Raw genomic sequence first — 15,648 nt, forward strand, 5'->3', positions numbered from 1 at the left:
ATCTTACCCACAGCAACGGGCCGTCTGCAGCAGGCCACTAGGTCAGGCCGCACGCTCCGGCGACAGATCCGGCTGCTGGGGCGGGGTCAAAGGTGGCAGACCGTGGGCCGCACGGGCCGCATCACAACGCGGATTGTGCTCACCCAACTCCCAGGACGCTTCAAACTCGCGACAGGCTGAGGAGCGCTGCTCATAAACGGTGCAGCGCACCCCGCACCCCACCTCACCCAGCAGGCCGACACAGCGGGCGGGCTTTTGCGTGGTGCCGCGCATGGCAGCGTGATGGGGGCTGATCTGCTCGACCAGCTCATCCGGCACCAGACCGCCGGCAGACTGGCATTCGCCCCAGTAAAAAGACACACGAAAGTGCGCGCAGCAGGCGCCGCACGTCAGGCAGGGATTGTTGTCGGGCATCGGTGCAATACCGCAGAAGATACCGGCGGACGCCGGCGGGAGGCGCGATTCTAGCCAGCGCAAAATTGCCCTGAACAGGGGGGTGTCAGAGATTTTTTTACAGCCGGTGCAGCGCCGCTCAAGCCGGCACCACGCAGCCCTGAAACCCTGCGCTGGCGTGCGAGCGTTCGGCACCGGTAATATCCACCAGCACGCAGTATCCCCCCGATGCTGCGGTTCAGGACGAACCCGTCGAGACCCTCCATGCCAGTGCTATCCGGCCAGGCCCTACTGGACTCCCTGCGCAGGGCTGCGCCCCTGTCCCGCCACGAACAGCAGGCTCGCGCCCTGGGCTACCTGGTGACGCTGTCAGCCATCCTGGCGGGTGTGTATGTCGGCCATTTTGCGGCCTCTCTGCTGTGGCTGGCCCTGTATGCCCTCTGCTACCCCTACCTCAGCCATACCCTGAGTCGCCTGACCCCGGTCGCGCAGCATGCGCTGGCCCGCACCGTCCTGCTGCAGGGCGATGCCCTCAATGTCGGGGTGGCGCTGGTGCTGCTGGAGTATGCACTGGTGCCGAGCCTGTTGATGATTGCGGTGCTGCTACAGGGAGCGCTGCTGATCGGCGGTGCGCGCCTAGGGCTGCTGAGCCTGAGCAGCCTGTTCGCCGTGGCCTTTTTCGCCGCGCACCTGCTCGGCATCTCCATCCAGCTGGACAGCCCCTGGCCCGTCAACCTCACCGGCCTGCTGGTGGCCTCTGTCTATTTTGTGCTGGGCGCGTATTTCAGCCATCGCCAGACCCAGCGCCTGGCCGCGACCCAGGCCATCCTCGACCAGGAGCGCCACCAGTCCGCCGAGCGGGCCGCCAACCTCGCCCGCTATCTGGCCCCGCAGGTCTGGCAGTCGATCTTCAACGGGGAAAAAAGTGCGCGCCTTGAGACCCAGCGCAAGAAGCTCACGGTGTTCTTCTCCGACATTCGCGGTTTCAGCGAATTGTCCGAGGAGCTGGAGGCGGAAACCCTCACCGACATGCTCAACACCTATCTGGACGACATGTCGAAGATTGCCCTCAAATACGGTGGCACCATCGACAAGTTCATCGGCGACAGCGTGATGATCTTCTTCGGCGACCCCTCCTCGCGCGGGCCGCGCAGCGATGCGATCGCCGCCGTGACCATGGCGATCGCCATGCGCAAGCACATGAAGGTACTGCGTCAGCAATGGCGCGCCCAGGGCATCCTCAACCCGATGGAAATCCGCATGGGCATCAATACCGGCTACTGCACGGTCGGCAATTTCGGCACCGAAACGCGTATGGACTACACGATCATCGGCAGCGAGGTGAACCTGGCCAGCCGGCTGGAGAGCGCGGCCGAGTCCGGCGAGATCCTCATCTCCCACGAAACCTTCGCCCATGTGCGCGATGTGGTGATCTGCAGTGAGCGCGGCATGCAGACCTTCAAGGGCTTCAGCCGGCCCATGCGCGTCTATCAGGTGATGGATCTGCGCAGTGAGCTGGGCGTGGCCTCGCGCTATCTGGAGTTCGAGCGCACCGGTTTTTCCATGTACCTGGACATCGACACCCTGCCTGATGCCGAGCGCGAACGGGTCATCCATGCCCTGCAGCAGGCCGCCAACCGCCTGCGCAACCAGCTGGGCGGCTGCTGAACATGCGCTCCGTCACGCCCGCCTTGCCGGCCTGCTGCCACGCGCTCAGGCATGACTGGCTGCTGCCGCTGCCTCTGCCCGCCGTCCGCTTGGCCAGCTGCAACTTTACCCCCGAGCGGCTGCAGGACGATGACCCCGTACACCTGGGGCTGACGCTGCCCGATGCTCTGCAAACCGCTGCCGCCAAGCGGCGCTGTGAGTACCTGGCCGGGCGTGTCTGCGCCGCCGCCGCGCTGCAGCAGCTGGGGGGCGGCTGGCAGTACCCGCCCCGTGGCAGCGACCGGGCGCCACGCTGGCCGCACGGCTATAGCGGCAGCCTCACCCACAGCCACGGCTGGGCGGTCGCGGTGGTCGCGCACGGGCATCACTGGCGCAGCCTCGGGGTGGATGCCGAACGGCAGATTGCCCCGGAGCGCGCGGCACGTCTGGCACGGCAGATCCTTGTTGAGGAAGAAATCGCCCACTTCAACCGCCAGGATCCGGGTGCGGCGGCTGAATATTTGACGCTGTGTTTCTCCCTGAAGGAAAGCCTGTTCAAGGCGCTGTACCCGCTGGTCGGGCGACACTTCACCTTCAGCGCCGCTGCCGTGCATCTGCACGCCGCGCCAGGTCAGGCGAGCCTTGAACTGCGTGAAAGCCTGCACCGCGACTGGCCACGCGGGCGCTCGCTGGCGGGCCAGTTTGCCCGCCGCGGCGAACACCGGCTGAGCCTGATCGCCATTGCAGCGGACTGAGCGGCGTCTGCACATCTGGCGTGTTTTTCCAAGTCTCCCCCACCCCCAGATATTGTGTTAGTTTGCGCGCCCTCAAAGGCCTTGAAGCCTGCCTGTGGGCAGCGGTTTCAGGCCGAAGGCAAGACACGCAGTACCCAAGAGGCGGGATGCGCGGGCGCAGGCAACCACCCTCCGGCACTCACCCACATGTTGCCCACATGCTATCCACAGCCGGCAGCAGTCGCACCTTGCCAGATCATGCATCTTGTGCAGATCAGGCTACACTGGCACTACATGTGGTGTTTTTGGTGACAGATATGTACACCGCCCGCTGAAATCACTGCCGTACCGGGCGCGCGGACTCACCTTCGCGCCCGCCCAAGCGCTCAGGCCCGCCGCGTGCTGCCAGACAGCAGACGAGCGGCAGACGGCAAGGCCTCGATAGGCTGGCATGCTCCACGCATGGCCACCCCAAGATGTAGTGGTATTCATCGCCGTGCAACGGCGGGATACCACGCTGCTGACAGGCCCCGGCACCGCCGGACATGGCCTCCCCCGTGCCCCGGCGCGGTCGCTCTTTTTGCACAGTGGCACTGCGGTGCCTGAACTGAACACACGAAGATCGTGGAGAACCCGATGCACACCGACACCCACCGCGAGCACCCCCAGGCCGAGGCCGGCGAACTGGTCGCCACCGCCCCGGGCCAGCTGCGCGTGATCAAGCGCAACGGCACCGTTGTCCCCTATTCGGATGACAAGATCACCGTCGCCATGACCAAGGCGTTCCTCGCCGTGGAAGGCAGCTCCGCCGCAGCCTCCTCGCGGATCCACGACACCGTGGCCCGGCTGACCGAGCAGGTCACCGCCACCTTCAAGCGTCGCATGCCCTCCGGTGGCACCATCCACATCGAAGAAATCCAGGATCAGGTCGAACTGGCCCTGATGCGCGCCGGCGAGCAGAAAGTCGCCCGCGACTACGTGCTCTACCGTGAAGCCCATGCCCAGGAGCGCGCCCGCCGCGCCGCTGCCGAGCAGGTGCAGGCCCACCCGACCATCCGCGTGACCCTAGCCAATGGCGAGAAGATCCCGCTGAACCTCAGCCGCCTACAGACCATCATCGGTGAGGCCTGCGAGGGGCTGGCCGAGGTGGACAGCGAGCTGATCCTGCGCGACACCCTGAAGAACCTCTACGACGGCGTCACCGAGCAGGATGTCAGCACCGCGCTGGTGATGACCGCGCGCACCCTGGTCGAGCGCGAGCCCAACTACAGCTACGTCACCGCTCGCCTGCTGATGGACACCCTGCGCGCTGAAGCGCTGGGCTTCCTCGGCGTTGCCGAGCGCGCCACCCACCACGAAATGGCCGAGCTGTATGCCCGTGCACTGCCGGTGTACATCGACAAGGGCGTCGAATTCGAGCTGCTGGATGCGCGCCTGCGCGACTACGACCTGGCTCGCCTGGGGGCGGCGCTCGATCACCAGCGCGATCAGCAGTTCACCTACCTGGGTCTGCAGACCCTCTATGACCGCTACTTCCTGCACAAGAACGACGTGCGCTTCGAGCTGCCGCAGGTGTTCTTCATGCGCGTGGCCATGGGCCTGGCCATCGAGGAGCAGGACCGTGAAGCGCGCGCCATCGAGTTCTACAACCTGCTGTCCTCGTTCGACTACATGGCATCGACCCCGACCCTGTTCAACGCCGGCACCCTGCGCCCGCAGCTTTCCTCCTGCTACCTGACCACCGTGCCGGATGATCTGGGCGGCATCTACGACGCGATCCGCGACAACGCCCTGCTCTCCAAGTTTGCCGGTGGCCTCGGCAACGACTGGACCCCGGTGCGCGCACTGGGCTCCTACATCAAGGGTACCAACGGCAAATCCCAGGGCGTGGTGCCGTTCCTCAAGGTGGTCAACGACACCGCCGTGGCGGTCAACCAGGGCGGCAAGCGCAAGGGGGCGGTCTGCGCCTATCTCGAGACCTGGCATCTGGACATCGAGGAATTTCTCGAGCTGCGCAAGAACACCGGTGACGACCGTCGCCGCACCCACGACATGAACACCGCGAACTGGATTCCCGACCTGTTCATGAAGCGCGTGTTCGACGATGGCGACTGGACCCTGTTCTCGCCGTCCGACGTGCCGGATCTGCATGATCTGACCGGCAAGGCCTTCGAGGAGCGCTACGAGTACTACGAAGCCCTGGCCGGCTACGGCAAGCTCAAGCTGCACAAGACCCTCAAGGCCAAGGATCTGTGGCGCAAGATGCTCTCGATGCTGTTCGAGACCGGCCACCCGTGGCTGACCTTCAAGGACCCGTGCAACCTGCGTAGCCCGCAGCAACATGTCGGTGTCGTGCACAGCTCCAACCTGTGCACCGAGATCACCCTGAACACCAACAAGGATGAGATCGCGGTCTGCAACCTCGGCTCGATCAACCTGGTCAACCACATCAAGGATGGCCAGCTGGACACCGCCAAGCTGGCGCGCACCGTCAAGACTGCCGTGCGCATGCTGGACAACGTCATCGATATCAACTACTACAGCGTGCCCCAGGCGCAGAACGCCAACTTCAAGCACCGCCCGGTCGGCCTTGGGATCATGGGCTTCCAGGATGCCCTGTACCTGCAGCACATCGCCTACGGCAGCGACGCCGCGGTGGCGTTTGCCGATCAGTCGATGGAGGCGATCAGCTACTTCGCCATCCAGGCCTCCTGTGACCTGGCCGAGGAGCGCGGCGCCTATTCGAGCTTCGACGGCTCGCTGTGGAGCCGGGGTGTCCTGCCGCTCGACTCGCTGGAGATCCTCACCGAACAGCGTGGCGCGCAGTACATCGAGGTCGATCGCAACAGCACCCTGGACTGGGCGCCGATCCGCGAGCGCGTCAAGCGCGGTATCCGCAACTCCAACATCATGGCCATCGCCCCGACCGCGACCATCTCCAACATCGTTGGCGTGTCGCAGTCGATCGAGCCGACTTACCAGAACCTCTATGTGAAGTCGAACCTCTCCGGCGAGTTCACCGTGATCAACCCGTATCTGGTGCGCGACCTCAAGGCACGCGGCCTGTGGGATGCGGTGATGGTCAACGACCTCAAGTACTACGACGGCTCGGTGCAGCAGATCGAGCGCATCCCGGCCGACCTCAAGGCGCTGTATGCCACCGCCTTCGAGGTGGATACCCGCTGGATCGTCGAGGCCGCCAGCCGCCGCCAGAAGTGGATCGATCAGGCCCAATCGCTGAACCTGTACATTGCCGGCGCCTCGGGCAAGAAGCTCGATGTGACCTATCGCATGGCCTGGTTCCGTGGCCTGAAGACCACCTACTACCTCCGCGCGCTGGCCGCCACCAGCACCGAGAAATCGACCATCAACACCGGCAAGCTCAACGCCGTCAGCTCGGCCATCGATGAAACCCTGCCCAGCGCCGAGCCCAAGCCGGCCCCGGTGCCGCAGGCCTGCTCGATCGACAACCCCGACTGCGAAGCCTGCCAGTAACGCCACACGCCCCTCTCCCTCGGGAGAGGGGCCGGGACAAGAGGGCAACAGCCCCGTGCCGACCAGCGGCCCCCGGATACATCTTGCGCCTGCAACACCTGACCGTAGAATCCAGATTGCTGGCTAACCATACAGCTCCGCACCCGGCGGAGCACGCCACCAGACAGGAGAAACACCATGCTGAGCTGGGATGAATTCGATACCGAGGACACCGTCGTCGCGACCCGCCCGAGCACACCGGCCCAGGCGGCCAGTGCCGAGCGCCACAACGGCCTGGACAGCGACGGTGATGCCGCCGCCCATGATGCCCGTGCCGTGACCGCCGACGATTCCGACGCCGTGGCCCGTGCCAAGGCCGCCCTGAACGATCTGGACATCCAGGAAGGCCTCGAGGATCTGGAAGGCGCCAGCGCGCGGGTGCGCGTGGACGAGAAGCGCATGATCAACTGCCGCGCCGACCTCAACCAGCTGGTGCCGCTCAAGTACGACTGGGCCTGGCAGAAATACCTGGACGGCTGCGCCAACCACTGGATGCCGCAAGAGGTCAACATGACCGCGGACATCGCCCTGTGGAAGAGCGCTGACGGCCTGACCGAGGATGAGCGACGTATCGTCAAGCGCTCGCTGGGCTTCTTCTCCACCGCCGATTCGCTGGTCGCCAACAACCTGGTGCTGGCCGTCTACCGGCTGATCACCAACCCCGAATGCCGCCAGTACATCCTGCGCCAGTCGTTCGAGGAAGCGATCCACACCCACGCCTACCAGTACTGCATCGAGTCGCTGGGCATGGACGAGGGCGAGATCTTCAACATGTACCACGAGATCCCGAGCGTGGCGAAGAAGGCCTCCTGGGGCCTCAAGTACACCCGCTCGATCAGCGATCCGACCTTCACCACCGGCACCGTCGAGACCGACAAGCAGTTCCTGAAAAACCTGATCGCCTACTACTGCGTGCTGGAAGGCATCTTCTTCTACTGCGGCTTTACCCAGATCCTCTCCATGGGCCGCCGCAACAAGATGACCGGCACGGCCGAGCAGTTCCAGTACATCCTGCGCGATGAGTCCATGCACCTGAACTTCGGCATCGACATGATCAACCAGATCAAGATCGAGAACCCGCACCTGTGGGATGCCGAAATGAAGGACGAGGCCACCCAGATGATCCTGCAGGGGGCGCAGCTGGAGATTGAATACGCCCGCGATACCATGCCGCGCGGCGTGCTGGGCATGAACGCAGCGATGATGGAGGAATACCTCAAATTCATCGCTAACCGCCGCCTGACCCAGATCGGCCTGCCGGAGCAGTACGCCGGGGTGAGCAATCCGTTCCCGTGGATGAGCGAGATCATGGACCTGAAGAAGGAGAAAAACTTCTTCGAGACGCGGGTGATCGAGTATCAGACCGGTGGTGCGTTGAGCTGGGATTGATGCCCAGTAGCCACTGTCGTAACAGAGCCCCGCCTTGCGCGGGGCTTTCTGTCTCTGTCCTCAGCGCCTCACACAAGCAAACAATGCATTCCCCGCGCGGCCATCCCAGGGCAGCAGCTTCTGGTAGTCATGCGCGAACACATGCACCTCAAAGTACGGCGCCAACAGCGCCTGCAGCTCATCAAAATCCACCGCCACCATCGGGTGCTCGTCCTGCCAGTGCTGGGTCTGCCCGGCCATGCGCCGTTCAATGCGCAGGCGCAGAGTCTGCTGCTCGCCCTCGCCGGGGTAATGCCAGCCGGAGCCGAAGCTGAACAGGCCATCGGCATGCTCGGCGCTGTGGCTGACGAAAGAGGCGTTGTCGATGCGCCGCTTGTCCACCGCGTTGAAGCAGAACAGCCCCTCTGCCGCCAGAGCGTGATGGGCGCTGGCAATACAGGCCTGCAGCCGCTCGAGGCTGGAGCTGTAGTGGATCGAGTAGAGGAAGCAGGTGATCAGATCCTGCGGCTCGCTGACCGTGAAGGTGCACATGTCCTGGCAGGAGAACTGCGCCTCGGGGCAGCGCTGCGTGGCGCGATCGAGCATCGGCTGGTTGAGGTCGAGGCCGCTGCTGTAATAGCCCGCATCGATGAAGTGCCGCACATGGGGGCCGGTGCCACAAGCCAAGTCCAGATGCCGCTGTCCGCCGTTGCCAAACAGCTGCTGCAGGCGCTGCACGCAGTGGCTTTGCGCCGGGTAGTCGATGTCGGCGCACATCAGGTCGTAATAACCGGACAGGTCGTTGTAGAGGATGGTGCCGGTCATGGCGTAGGTTCCGGGCGGATGTGGGGCGCGCATCATAGCCTGATTGTCGGGACCGGTAGGCTACCGACAATCCGCCCGGACCAGCATGTGCTCGCTCAGCTGCCCTGCAGGCCAACCAGCACAAAACCGCTGATGATGCCGGCCAGCGCAATCAGCCAGCCGATGCGGTAACCACGATCCTTGAGGGCACGGCGGGCGGGGTCTATGGGCTTTTTCTTTCTCACGGGGTCACCTGTAACCGAGGGCAGTAAAGCGGGCTTGCAGGGCGTACCCGCGTGATGCGGACCGGAGCATGCCGGCCAGTCAGGCGGCCTTTTTAGGGAGGTTGTTGCGGCTTGTCCAGCCTCTTGCGATGAACAACCCACCGGCTGCGCAGTTACCCAGAGGCCAGATGCACGAAGGGGAGCCTTTGGGCTCCCCTTCGAAGATGGCGTCTGATTTTTCTTATTGTTCTGCCGGATCTGTTGTTCTTGTTGTCGATCCGGTTGGGTGTGCGGCCCGTTGCTCCCAGGGGGAGCGTCCTGCACAAACGGATTCCTTTGGATGCTGACGTCGCCGTCATCGTGCACGACTGACCGGTACTGGCGCTGCTGCTGGGCAGTTTTATTGTTCTCGCGCCGGTCGGGAGATTCCTTTCGGGCAACTCCTCTCCAAAAGAATCAGTTTGTTACGTTGCCTGCTGTTGTTCTTGTTGTTAAGGCTTCGTGACATCTTGTTCTTGTTGTACCGAAGATATTGCAGTTAGCGTGCCAGAAAACTAAAAATCCTTTTAATACAGTGAGTTACGCATCAGTCTGCTTGCGCAGACACCCTGCTAATCCTCCCCATCCGTTACCGGTACACCCAGGGCAGGTGACAGCCAGGCGTGCTCCAGTAACACCACAACGACTCGGTAACGCCGGTAACACGCAGTCTCGTGCCCGGCTCAGGGCGTACCGAACAGCGCGGTCCAGTAGATCCCGGCATCACTCTGTGGATCGATGGCATAGGCCGCGCCCAACTCTTGGAACCGGGCATTCATCAGATTGGCGCAGTGGGCGGGGCTATCCAGCCAGCCGGTCAGCACCTGCGCCGGGGTGTCCAGAGCTGCTGCGATGTTTTCACCCACCGCCTGCCCTGCATAGCCCGCCAGCTCGGCACGATCCGCCGGGGTATAACCCTCGTGGTCGACATGGGCGAAGAAATTGCCATTGGCCATCGCCCGGCTATGGCGCTCGGCCAGCTCACCGAGCAAGGGATTCCAGCTCAGCGCCGGGGCCGCCGGATACGTTTGCTCGCCACAGCGGCGCGGCAGAGCACGAGCTGCATTGATGCCCTCCAGCAGCGTCTGCCCTTCGCGCTGCCAGTCCGCTAACCCGGCTGCCAGCAGCGGGCGGGCCAGCACGATGCGCCAGTCACGCTCAGCCTGATGGATGCCGATATGCACGAAGCGTGCATCCAACAGCGTTCGGCAGTAGTGCGCCTGCAGCAGGGCCATTGCCGCAGCCGCATCGCGCGGGCCAGACAGACGAATCGACTGGGCATGCACCATCGGATAGCCCGCCGCGACCAGCGCCGGCTGCAGTTCCTGGCCTTCGGGCAGGATCAGGCGTGCATCCGCACGCAGGGGTGGCAACTCGCCCAGCGCATCGCCCGCGCAGGCTTGCGGGGTGCTGCGGTAACGGTTGAGGGCGTCGAGCAAGGTGGATGCTTCACTGCCATGCGCGGCAGGCATGCCAAGGCTTGCGAGCAGTCCGGCCAGCAAGGGCCAGAGACGGAAAAGGCGGGACATGGCAGGCTCCAGGGCGATTGATCAGCGCCCATGATGCCGGGTTGTGCTGAGCGGCGGCAGGGGGCCTAGCCCCGCTGGCGCCCGACGGTCACGCCGCCGCGCGAAAGCCGCGCTCAACCGCAGGGATGGCCTCTGTGCAGAGAAGCGGGCCATGACTATGATCGAGCCATGCACACCAACCCACCCTCGCCCCTGCGCCAGCCCTGCCCACCCGCACTGTGCACTTGCGGGCATCGCACCTTGCTGGCAGATGCCACGGCCGATCAGCGCATCCTGCGCCTGACCCGCCATGAGGAGCGGCGCCTGCTGGCGCGTCTGCAGGCGCTGCTCGATTTTGACGACCTGCAGCACCTGCGCCGGCGCATGCACGAGCAACTGGGCATCGAGCTGCGGCTCTCGCCCGGCCTACATGAGGTGCGTAGTGCGCGCGGTGTGCAGATCGACTTCACCCCGCAGCCCGGGCTGTGCCGCAAGACGCAGCGCGCGATGGCCGCCACGCTGCGCCGCGCCTTTGAGCAGCATCCGCCGCTGCTCTGGCGCCTTCTGGATAGCTTCGACCTGCTGGGTGCCTGAATCCTCAGCGCCGCGGGCGACGGTAAACCACGCCGCAGGCATGCTTGAGGGCGGATTCGGCGAAATAGACCTGATGCGAGATATTCATGGAAGCTCTCCTGTAACACGGGCAACGCCACCTAGGCGACTGGCTGCCATGGTGCGCGTCCGGCACCGCGCAGGGAAATCGACAAAGCGTATCGCCCACATTGAGCCAGCCGATGGAACCACGCCCGGCGCACAAGCCCCGCAAGCGGCCGGCGGGCAGGTACAATGCGCGCCCTGTTTCACAGCGCTCGCGAGCCCGCCCCATGTCCCTGCCCCAACACCATCTGGAACTGCTCAGCCCCGCGCGGGATGTCACCATCGCCAAGGAGGCCATCCTGCATGGTGCCGATGCCGTGTACATCGGCGGCCCAAGTTTCGGTGCCCGGCACAACGCCGAGAACAGCGTGGCGGAGATCGCCGAGCTGGTGACCTTCGCTCATCTGTTCCATGCGCGGGTGTTCGTCACCCTCAACACCATCCTGCATGACGACGAGCTGGAGCCGGCGCGCCGGCTGATCCACGAACTGTACAACGCTGGGGTCGATGCGCTGATCGTGCAGGACATGGGCATCATGGAGCTGGATATCCCGCCGATCGAGATCCACGCCAGCACCCAGACCGACATCCGCAGCGTGGAAAAAGCCAAGTTCCTCGCCGATGCCGGCTTCTCCCAGCTGGTGCTGGCCCGCGAGCTGAACCTTGCGGAAATCCGCCAGATCAGCGATTCGGTGGACTCGACCATCGAGTTCTTCATCCACGGTGCGCTGTGCGTGGCCTTCTCCGGGCAGTGCTACATCTCCCACGCGCAGACCGGGCGCAGCGCCAACCGCGGCGACTGCTCGCAAGCCTGCCGCCTGCCCTACACCCTCAAGGACGAGAGCGGCGCAGTGGTCGCCTACGAGAAGCACCTGCTGTCGATGAAGGACAACAACCAGAGCGCCAACCTGCGCGCGCTGATCGACGCCGGCGTGCGCTCGTTCAAGATCGAGGGGCGCTACAAAGATATGGGCTATGTGAAGAACATCACCGCCTACTACCGCCAGCGCCTCGACGAAATCCTCGCGGAACGTCCGGAGCTGGCGCGCGCCTCTAGCGGGCGTACCGAGCACTTCTTTGTCCCCGACCCGGACCGCACCTTCCACCGCGGCAGCACCGATTACTTCGTCAATGACCGTATGATCGACATCGGTGCCTTCGACTCGCCCAAATTCACTGGCCTGCCGGTCGGTGAGGTGCAGAAAGTCGGCAAGCGCGACCTGCTCGTCAGCACCACCGATCCGCTGACCAACGGCGACGGCCTCAACGTGCTGGTCAAGCGCGAGGTGGTCGGTTTCCGCGCCAGCGTGGTCGAGCTGCTCGGCCAGAGCGAGGAAGACGGCGCGCCGCGCTGGCAGTACCGCGTCGAGCCCAACGAGATGCCGGAGGCGCTGCGCCGCCTGCAGCCCAAACACCCGCTCAACCGCAACCTCGACCACAACTGGCAGCAGGCGCTGCAGAAGACCTCCGCCGAGCGCCGCATCGGCGTGCGCTGGCAGGCCGCGCTGAGTGCCGAACGCATCAGCCTCATGGTCAGCAGCGAGGACGGCAGCACCGCCTCAGTGAGCCTTGATGGCCCGTTCGGCGCCGCCAACAAGCCGGAGCAGGCGCGCGAGCAGCTACGCGAGCTGCTCGGCCAGCTGGGCAACACGATCTATCACGCCGATGGCGTGGAGATCGCTGCCACAGAGCTGCCCTTCGTGCCCAACTCGCAGCTCAAGGCGCTGCGCCGCGAGGCTGTCGAGGCGCTCACCGCGGCGCGTCTGGCGGTGCATCCGCGCGGCAGCCGCAAGCCGGTCAGCGTACCGCCGCCGGTCTACCCGGAGTCGCACCTCTCCTTCCTCGCCAACGTCTACAACGAGAAGGCGCGCGCCTTCTACCACCGCTTTGGCGTGCAGCTGATCGATGCGGCCTACGAGGCGCACGAGGAAACCGGCGACGTGCCGGTGATGATCACCAAGCACTGCCTGCGCTTCTCCTTCAACCTCTGCCCCAAGCAGACCAAGGGCTACACCGGGGTGCGCACCAAGGTCGCGCCGATGCAACTGGTGCACGGCGACGAGGTGCTGACCCTGAAGTTCGACTGCAAGCCGTGCGAGATGCACGTGGTTGGCAAGATCAAGGGGCACATCCTCAATCTGCCGCAGCCGGGCAGCGCGGCGAGCATTGTCGGTCAGATCAGCCCGGAAGACCTGCTGAAGACCATCAAGCGCCAGCCGCTGCACTGAGGCGGGCGACACACGCCTGCAGGCGCTGCTCGGCTTCCTGCAGGCGCTGCTGCTGCTCCAGCAGCGGCACGCACAGATTGAGCGCAGTCAGCACCAGCAGTTCATGGCTGCCCGCGCGCGGGAAGCGCTGGCGGTGCTCCTCCAGACGCTCTTCAAGCAGCATCGCTGCCTGCTGCAGCGCTGCCTCTCCCTCGGTCGTGGTACGGATCGCATACTCGCGACCGAGGATGCTGAGCGTGCGGACATGGCCGGCGCTCATCAGGCGCCGCCGTGGCCATGACCACCCAGACGCTGCACCAGCGCCTGCAGACGGGCCTGACTGGCAGCCTGCTTCTCTTCCTGCTCGAGCGCGGCCAGCTGCAGGTTGTCATTTTCCTCGCGGGCCTGCTGCAATTGCTGCTCTAGCAGACGGCAATGCTCACCAAGATTCTGATTCTGGCTCAGCAGTTCACTGACCAGGGCTTCGAGTTGTTCCAGCGTGGTTTCGAGCATGAAAAACATCCGATTGTCGTGAAAACAGCGCTGAGGATAATGAAAAGCCCGGCCCCTCACAACCGCCGCCCCGCCCGTCCGCCAGACCTCGATGGCGCTTTGGCAGGCACGAGAATAGATGCCGGCGGGCAGCCCAGCCGTTAGAATCGCCGCTCCCGTTCCGGGGCTGTCCCGGGACCTTCACGCCGCAGCGAGAGAAACCGACATGGGCGCCCAGTGGAAAGCCAAACCCAAAGAAGCCGCCGCCAACGCCAAGGGTAAAATCTTCGGCAAGCTGGTGAAGGAAATCATGATCGCCGCACGGGGCGGCGCCGACCCGGAGATGAACCCCAAGCTGCGTCTGGCGGTGCATCAGGCCAAGAAAGCCTCGATGCCCAAAGACACCCTGGAGCGCGCCATCAAAAAAGGCGCCGGTCTCTCCGGTGAGGTGGTCAACTACGAGCGCACCCTCTATGAAGGCTTCGCCCCGCACCGCGTGCCAGTGATCGTCGAGTGCCTGACCGACAACGTGAACCGCACCGTCGCGGAAATCCGCGTGCTGTTTCGCAAGGGCCAGCTGGGCACCTCCGGTTCGGTGAGCTGGGATTTTGACTACCTGGGCATGATCGAAGCCACGCCCGAGGGCGATGCCGATCCGGAACTGGCCGCCATCGAGGCCGGCGCCCAAGACTTTGAGGCCGCCGAAGAAGGCGCCACGCTGTTCTACACCGAGCCGACCGATCTGGATGCGGTGTGCAAGGCGCTGCCGGAGTTTGGTTTCACCGTGCAATCGGCCAATCTGGGCTACAAGGCCAAGAATCCGGTCAGCCTGTCGGCGGCTGAGCTGGAGGAAGTCGAAGCCTTCCTTGAAGCGCTCGACAACCACGACGACGTGCAGAACGTCTACGTCGGTCTGGCCTGACGGCCTGGGCAGGCAAAAACCCTCTACAATGCAGGGCTTTCAACCCGCCCCGGAGTCACCATGAGCACCCTGCCCCCCTGCCCGAACTGCCTGGCCGAATACACCTATGAGGATGGTCCATCGCTGATCTGCCCAGCCTGCGGGCATGAATGGTCGGCATTGAATGAGACCGGCGACAGCGCCGATGGCGAGCGGGTGATCCGCGATGCGGTCGGCAATGCCCTGGCGGATGGCGATACCATCACCGTGATCAAGGACCTCAAGGTCAAGGGCACCTCGCTGGTGGTCAAGGTCGGCACCAAGGTCAAGGGCATCCGGCTGGTCGAGGGTGACCACGACATCGACTGCAAGATCGAGGGCATCGGTGCCATGAAGCTCAAGTCCGAGTTCGTGCGCAAGGTCTGAGCCCCACACCTCTCCCGCGCTGCGCTTGCAGCGCTTTTTTCAGGAGTTGCCCCCATGCACCCGCAGGATCCGGCCCCGGCCGATCACACCGACCGCCTCACCGCAACCGCCGAGCAGCCAGAAGCGGCCCAGGCAGCAGCGAATACCGAGCGCCCGGCAGCCTTCCGCTTCCCGTTCTCGGCCAAGACCTACGCCCCGCGCGCCGAACAGCAACCGGGCTATCCGCGCCCCCACGGCTGCGACCACACCCGGCATCCCGGCGCCGCTCCGCGCGGCACGCGCCGCTCGATGGGCAAGCGCTGAGCCCGGACGCAGGCATGCACTGCAAAGCCCTTCCCGCGCTGCAGTACCCCCTGCTGCAGCGCTTCTACCGCACTCAGCGCAGCGCCATGCGGATTCCGGCCGGCGCCCAGCCCTGGGTGCTGCATGAGGGGGAAATCGTCGCGGCACTGTGCCTGACACCGCAGGCCGAGGGCTACTGGCTGACCGGCCTGCTGGTCGATCACGCACAACGCGGCCGGGGCCTGGCGACGCAGCTCTTGAGCGAGGTGCGCCGCCGCCATGCAGGGCCGATCTGGCTGTTCTGCCATCCCGACCTGCAGCCCTTCTATCAGCGCCGCGGACTGAGCGAGAGCCAGCAGCTGCCCGCCGCCCTCGCTGAGCGTCTGGCCCGCTATCAGCGCAGCAAGGCGCTGCTGGCCATGCAGTTCTGAG

16 protein-coding genes are annotated in these 15,648 nt (G+C 64.7%); 10 read left to right on the forward strand and 6 right to left on the reverse strand.

Translation table 11 applies throughout. The features are described 5' to 3' along the window. Window positions 1–42: 42 nt before the first annotated feature. The gene (locus tag MXC11_RS04945) at window positions 43–414 is read right to left on the reverse strand and encodes a YkgJ family cysteine cluster protein (protein WP_250006078.1); all 372 of its coding nucleotides are present in this window, start codon (window positions 412–414) and stop codon (window positions 43–45) included. 243 nt (window positions 415–657) lie between these two features. On the opposite strand from MXC11_RS04945, the gene MXC11_RS04950 reads away from it, so the two are divergent. The 4 genes from MXC11_RS04950 to MXC11_RS04965 all read left to right on the forward strand — a co-directional run bounded on the left by MXC11_RS04950 (window position 658) and on the right by MXC11_RS04965 (window position 7,697). After that, entirely contained in the window at window positions 658–2,061 is a 1,404-nt protein-coding gene (locus MXC11_RS04950; RefSeq protein WP_250006081.1) for an adenylate/guanylate cyclase domain-containing protein, read from the forward strand. A gap of 2 nt (window positions 2,062–2,063) precedes the next feature. After that, window positions 2,064–2,795, forward strand: a complete 732-nt coding sequence (locus tag MXC11_RS04955) for a 4'-phosphopantetheinyl transferase family protein (RefSeq protein ID WP_250006082.1) — start codon at window positions 2,064–2,066, stop codon at window positions 2,793–2,795. Between the two features lie 615 nt (window positions 2,796–3,410). Continuing rightward, window positions 3,411–6,269, forward strand: coding sequence for a ribonucleoside-diphosphate reductase subunit alpha (locus MXC11_RS04960; RefSeq protein ID WP_250006085.1), 2,859 nt, complete (start codon window positions 3,411–3,413; stop codon window positions 6,267–6,269). Window positions 6,270–6,446: 177 nt separating this feature from the next. After that, entirely contained in the window at window positions 6,447–7,697 is a 1,251-nt protein-coding gene (locus tag MXC11_RS04965) for a ribonucleotide-diphosphate reductase subunit beta (protein ID WP_250006087.1), read from the forward strand. Between the two features lie 60 nt (window positions 7,698–7,757). Here MXC11_RS04965 and MXC11_RS04970 read toward each other — a convergent pair whose 3' ends face one another. The 3 genes from MXC11_RS04970 to MXC11_RS04975 all read right to left on the reverse strand — a co-directional run bounded on the left by MXC11_RS04970 (window position 7,758) and on the right by MXC11_RS04975 (window position 10,272). Next, on the reverse strand, window positions 7,758–8,501 hold the full coding sequence (locus MXC11_RS04970; RefSeq protein WP_250006089.1) for a class I SAM-dependent DNA methyltransferase: 744 nt from the start codon (window positions 8,499–8,501) through the stop codon (window positions 7,758–7,760). Between the two features lie 95 nt (window positions 8,502–8,596). Beyond that, window positions 8,597–8,725 (reverse strand): hypothetical protein, encoded by a 129-nt coding sequence (locus MXC11_RS12155; protein ID WP_349665492.1) that lies wholly within the window; start codon window positions 8,723–8,725, stop codon window positions 8,597–8,599. 701 nt (window positions 8,726–9,426) lie between these two features. After that, window positions 9,427–10,272 carry a CAP domain-containing protein gene (locus tag MXC11_RS04975; RefSeq protein ID WP_462938100.1) on the reverse strand — a complete coding sequence of 282 codons (846 nt, stop codon included), beginning with the start codon at window positions 10,270–10,272 and terminating at the stop codon, window positions 9,427–9,429. Between the two features lie 168 nt (window positions 10,273–10,440). Between MXC11_RS04975 and MXC11_RS04980 the strand changes: the two genes are divergently transcribed. Beyond that, window positions 10,441–10,845 carry a hypothetical protein gene (locus tag MXC11_RS04980; RefSeq protein WP_250006090.1) on the forward strand — a complete coding sequence of 135 codons (405 nt, stop codon included), beginning with the start codon at window positions 10,441–10,443 and terminating at the stop codon, window positions 10,843–10,845. 290 nt (window positions 10,846–11,135) lie between these two features. Then, entirely contained in the window at window positions 11,136–13,136 is a 2,001-nt protein-coding gene (locus MXC11_RS04985) for a peptidase U32 family protein (RefSeq protein ID WP_250006092.1), read from the forward strand. On the opposite strand, the gene MXC11_RS04990 is transcribed toward MXC11_RS04985, so the two are convergent. Together MXC11_RS04990 and MXC11_RS04995 are read right to left on the reverse strand one after the other, a co-directional pair. Continuing rightward, on the reverse strand, window positions 13,114–13,395 hold the full coding sequence (locus MXC11_RS04990; RefSeq protein WP_250006095.1) for a cell division protein ZapA: 282 nt from the start codon (window positions 13,393–13,395) through the stop codon (window positions 13,114–13,116). The two genes, MXC11_RS04985 and MXC11_RS04990, sit on opposite strands and share 23 nt — an antisense overlap. Further along, window positions 13,395–13,628 carry a hypothetical protein gene (locus tag MXC11_RS04995; RefSeq protein WP_250006097.1) on the reverse strand — a complete coding sequence of 78 codons (234 nt, stop codon included), beginning with the start codon at window positions 13,626–13,628 and terminating at the stop codon, window positions 13,395–13,397. Before MXC11_RS04995 ends, MXC11_RS04990 begins: the two co-directional genes overlap by 1 nt. A 205-nt stretch (window positions 13,629–13,833) precedes the next feature. On the opposite strand from MXC11_RS04995, the gene MXC11_RS05000 reads away from it, so the two are divergent. From MXC11_RS05000 to MXC11_RS05015, 4 genes are read left to right on the forward strand one after another with little or no spacing between them, the layout of a single operon-like run. Beyond that, complete coding sequence (locus MXC11_RS05000) at window positions 13,834–14,529, forward strand: YebC/PmpR family DNA-binding transcriptional regulator (RefSeq protein WP_250006099.1); 696 nt, start codon at window positions 13,834–13,836, stop codon at window positions 14,527–14,529. A gap of 60 nt (window positions 14,530–14,589) precedes the next feature. Beyond that, entirely contained in the window at window positions 14,590–14,934 is a 345-nt protein-coding gene (locus tag MXC11_RS05005) for a zinc ribbon domain-containing protein YjdM (protein ID WP_250006101.1), read from the forward strand. 54 nt (window positions 14,935–14,988) lie between these two features. Next, window positions 14,989–15,237 carry a hypothetical protein gene (locus MXC11_RS05010; RefSeq protein ID WP_250006103.1) on the forward strand — a complete coding sequence of 83 codons (249 nt, stop codon included), beginning with the start codon at window positions 14,989–14,991 and terminating at the stop codon, window positions 15,235–15,237. A 14-nt stretch (window positions 15,238–15,251) separates the two neighbouring features. Further along, entirely contained in the window at window positions 15,252–15,647 is a 396-nt protein-coding gene (locus MXC11_RS05015; protein WP_250006105.1) for a GNAT family N-acetyltransferase, read from the forward strand. The last annotated feature ends 1 nt before the right edge of the window (window position 15,648 follow it).

Origin of the sequence: Pseudomonas eutrophicaquae, from assembly GCF_023544715.1 — a bacterium.
GTDB lineage: Bacteria > Pseudomonadota > Gammaproteobacteria > Pseudomonadales > Pseudomonadaceae > Geopseudomonas.

Excerpts from the sequence above, each read along its gene's own strand:
- MXC11_RS05015 (WP_250006105.1), top strand. The coding sequence starts at position 15,252 with ATGCACTGCAAAGCCCTTCCCGCGCTGCAGTACCCCCTGCTGCAGCGC.
- MXC11_RS05000 (WP_250006099.1), top strand. The coding sequence starts at position 13,834 with ATGGGCGCCCAGTGGAAAGCCAAACCCAAAGAAGCCGCCGCCAACGCC.
- MXC11_RS04955 (WP_250006082.1), top strand. The coding sequence starts at position 2,064 with ATGCGCTCCGTCACGCCCGCCTTGCCGGCCTGCTGCCACGCGCTCAGG.
- MXC11_RS04985 (WP_250006092.1), top strand. The coding sequence starts at position 11,136 with ATGTCCCTGCCCCAACACCATCTGGAACTGCTCAGCCCCGCGCGGGAT.
- MXC11_RS04990 (WP_250006095.1), bottom strand. The coding sequence starts at position 13,395 with ATGAGCGCCGGCCATGTCCGCACGCTCAGCATCCTCGGTCGCGAGTAT.
- MXC11_RS04975 (WP_462938100.1), bottom strand. The coding sequence starts at position 10,272 with ATGTCCCGCCTTTTCCGTCTCTGGCCCTTGCTGGCCGGACTGCTCGCA.
- MXC11_RS04945 (WP_250006078.1), bottom strand. The coding sequence starts at position 414 with ATGCCCGACAACAATCCCTGCCTGACGTGCGGCGCCTGCTGCGCGCAC.
- MXC11_RS05010 (WP_250006103.1), top strand. The coding sequence starts at position 14,989 with ATGCACCCGCAGGATCCGGCCCCGGCCGATCACACCGACCGCCTCACC.
- MXC11_RS05005 (WP_250006101.1), top strand. The coding sequence starts at position 14,590 with ATGAGCACCCTGCCCCCCTGCCCGAACTGCCTGGCCGAATACACCTAT.
- MXC11_RS04995 (WP_250006097.1), bottom strand. The coding sequence starts at position 13,628 with ATGCTCGAAACCACGCTGGAACAACTCGAAGCCCTGGTCAGTGAACTG.
- MXC11_RS04980 (WP_250006090.1), top strand. The coding sequence starts at position 10,441 with ATGCACACCAACCCACCCTCGCCCCTGCGCCAGCCCTGCCCACCCGCA.
- MXC11_RS04965 (WP_250006087.1), top strand. The coding sequence starts at position 6,447 with ATGCTGAGCTGGGATGAATTCGATACCGAGGACACCGTCGTCGCGACC.
- MXC11_RS04970 (WP_250006089.1), bottom strand. The coding sequence starts at position 8,501 with ATGACCGGCACCATCCTCTACAACGACCTGTCCGGTTATTACGACCTG.
- MXC11_RS04960 (WP_250006085.1), top strand. The coding sequence starts at position 3,411 with ATGCACACCGACACCCACCGCGAGCACCCCCAGGCCGAGGCCGGCGAA.
- MXC11_RS04950 (WP_250006081.1), top strand. The coding sequence starts at position 658 with ATGCCAGTGCTATCCGGCCAGGCCCTACTGGACTCCCTGCGCAGGGCT.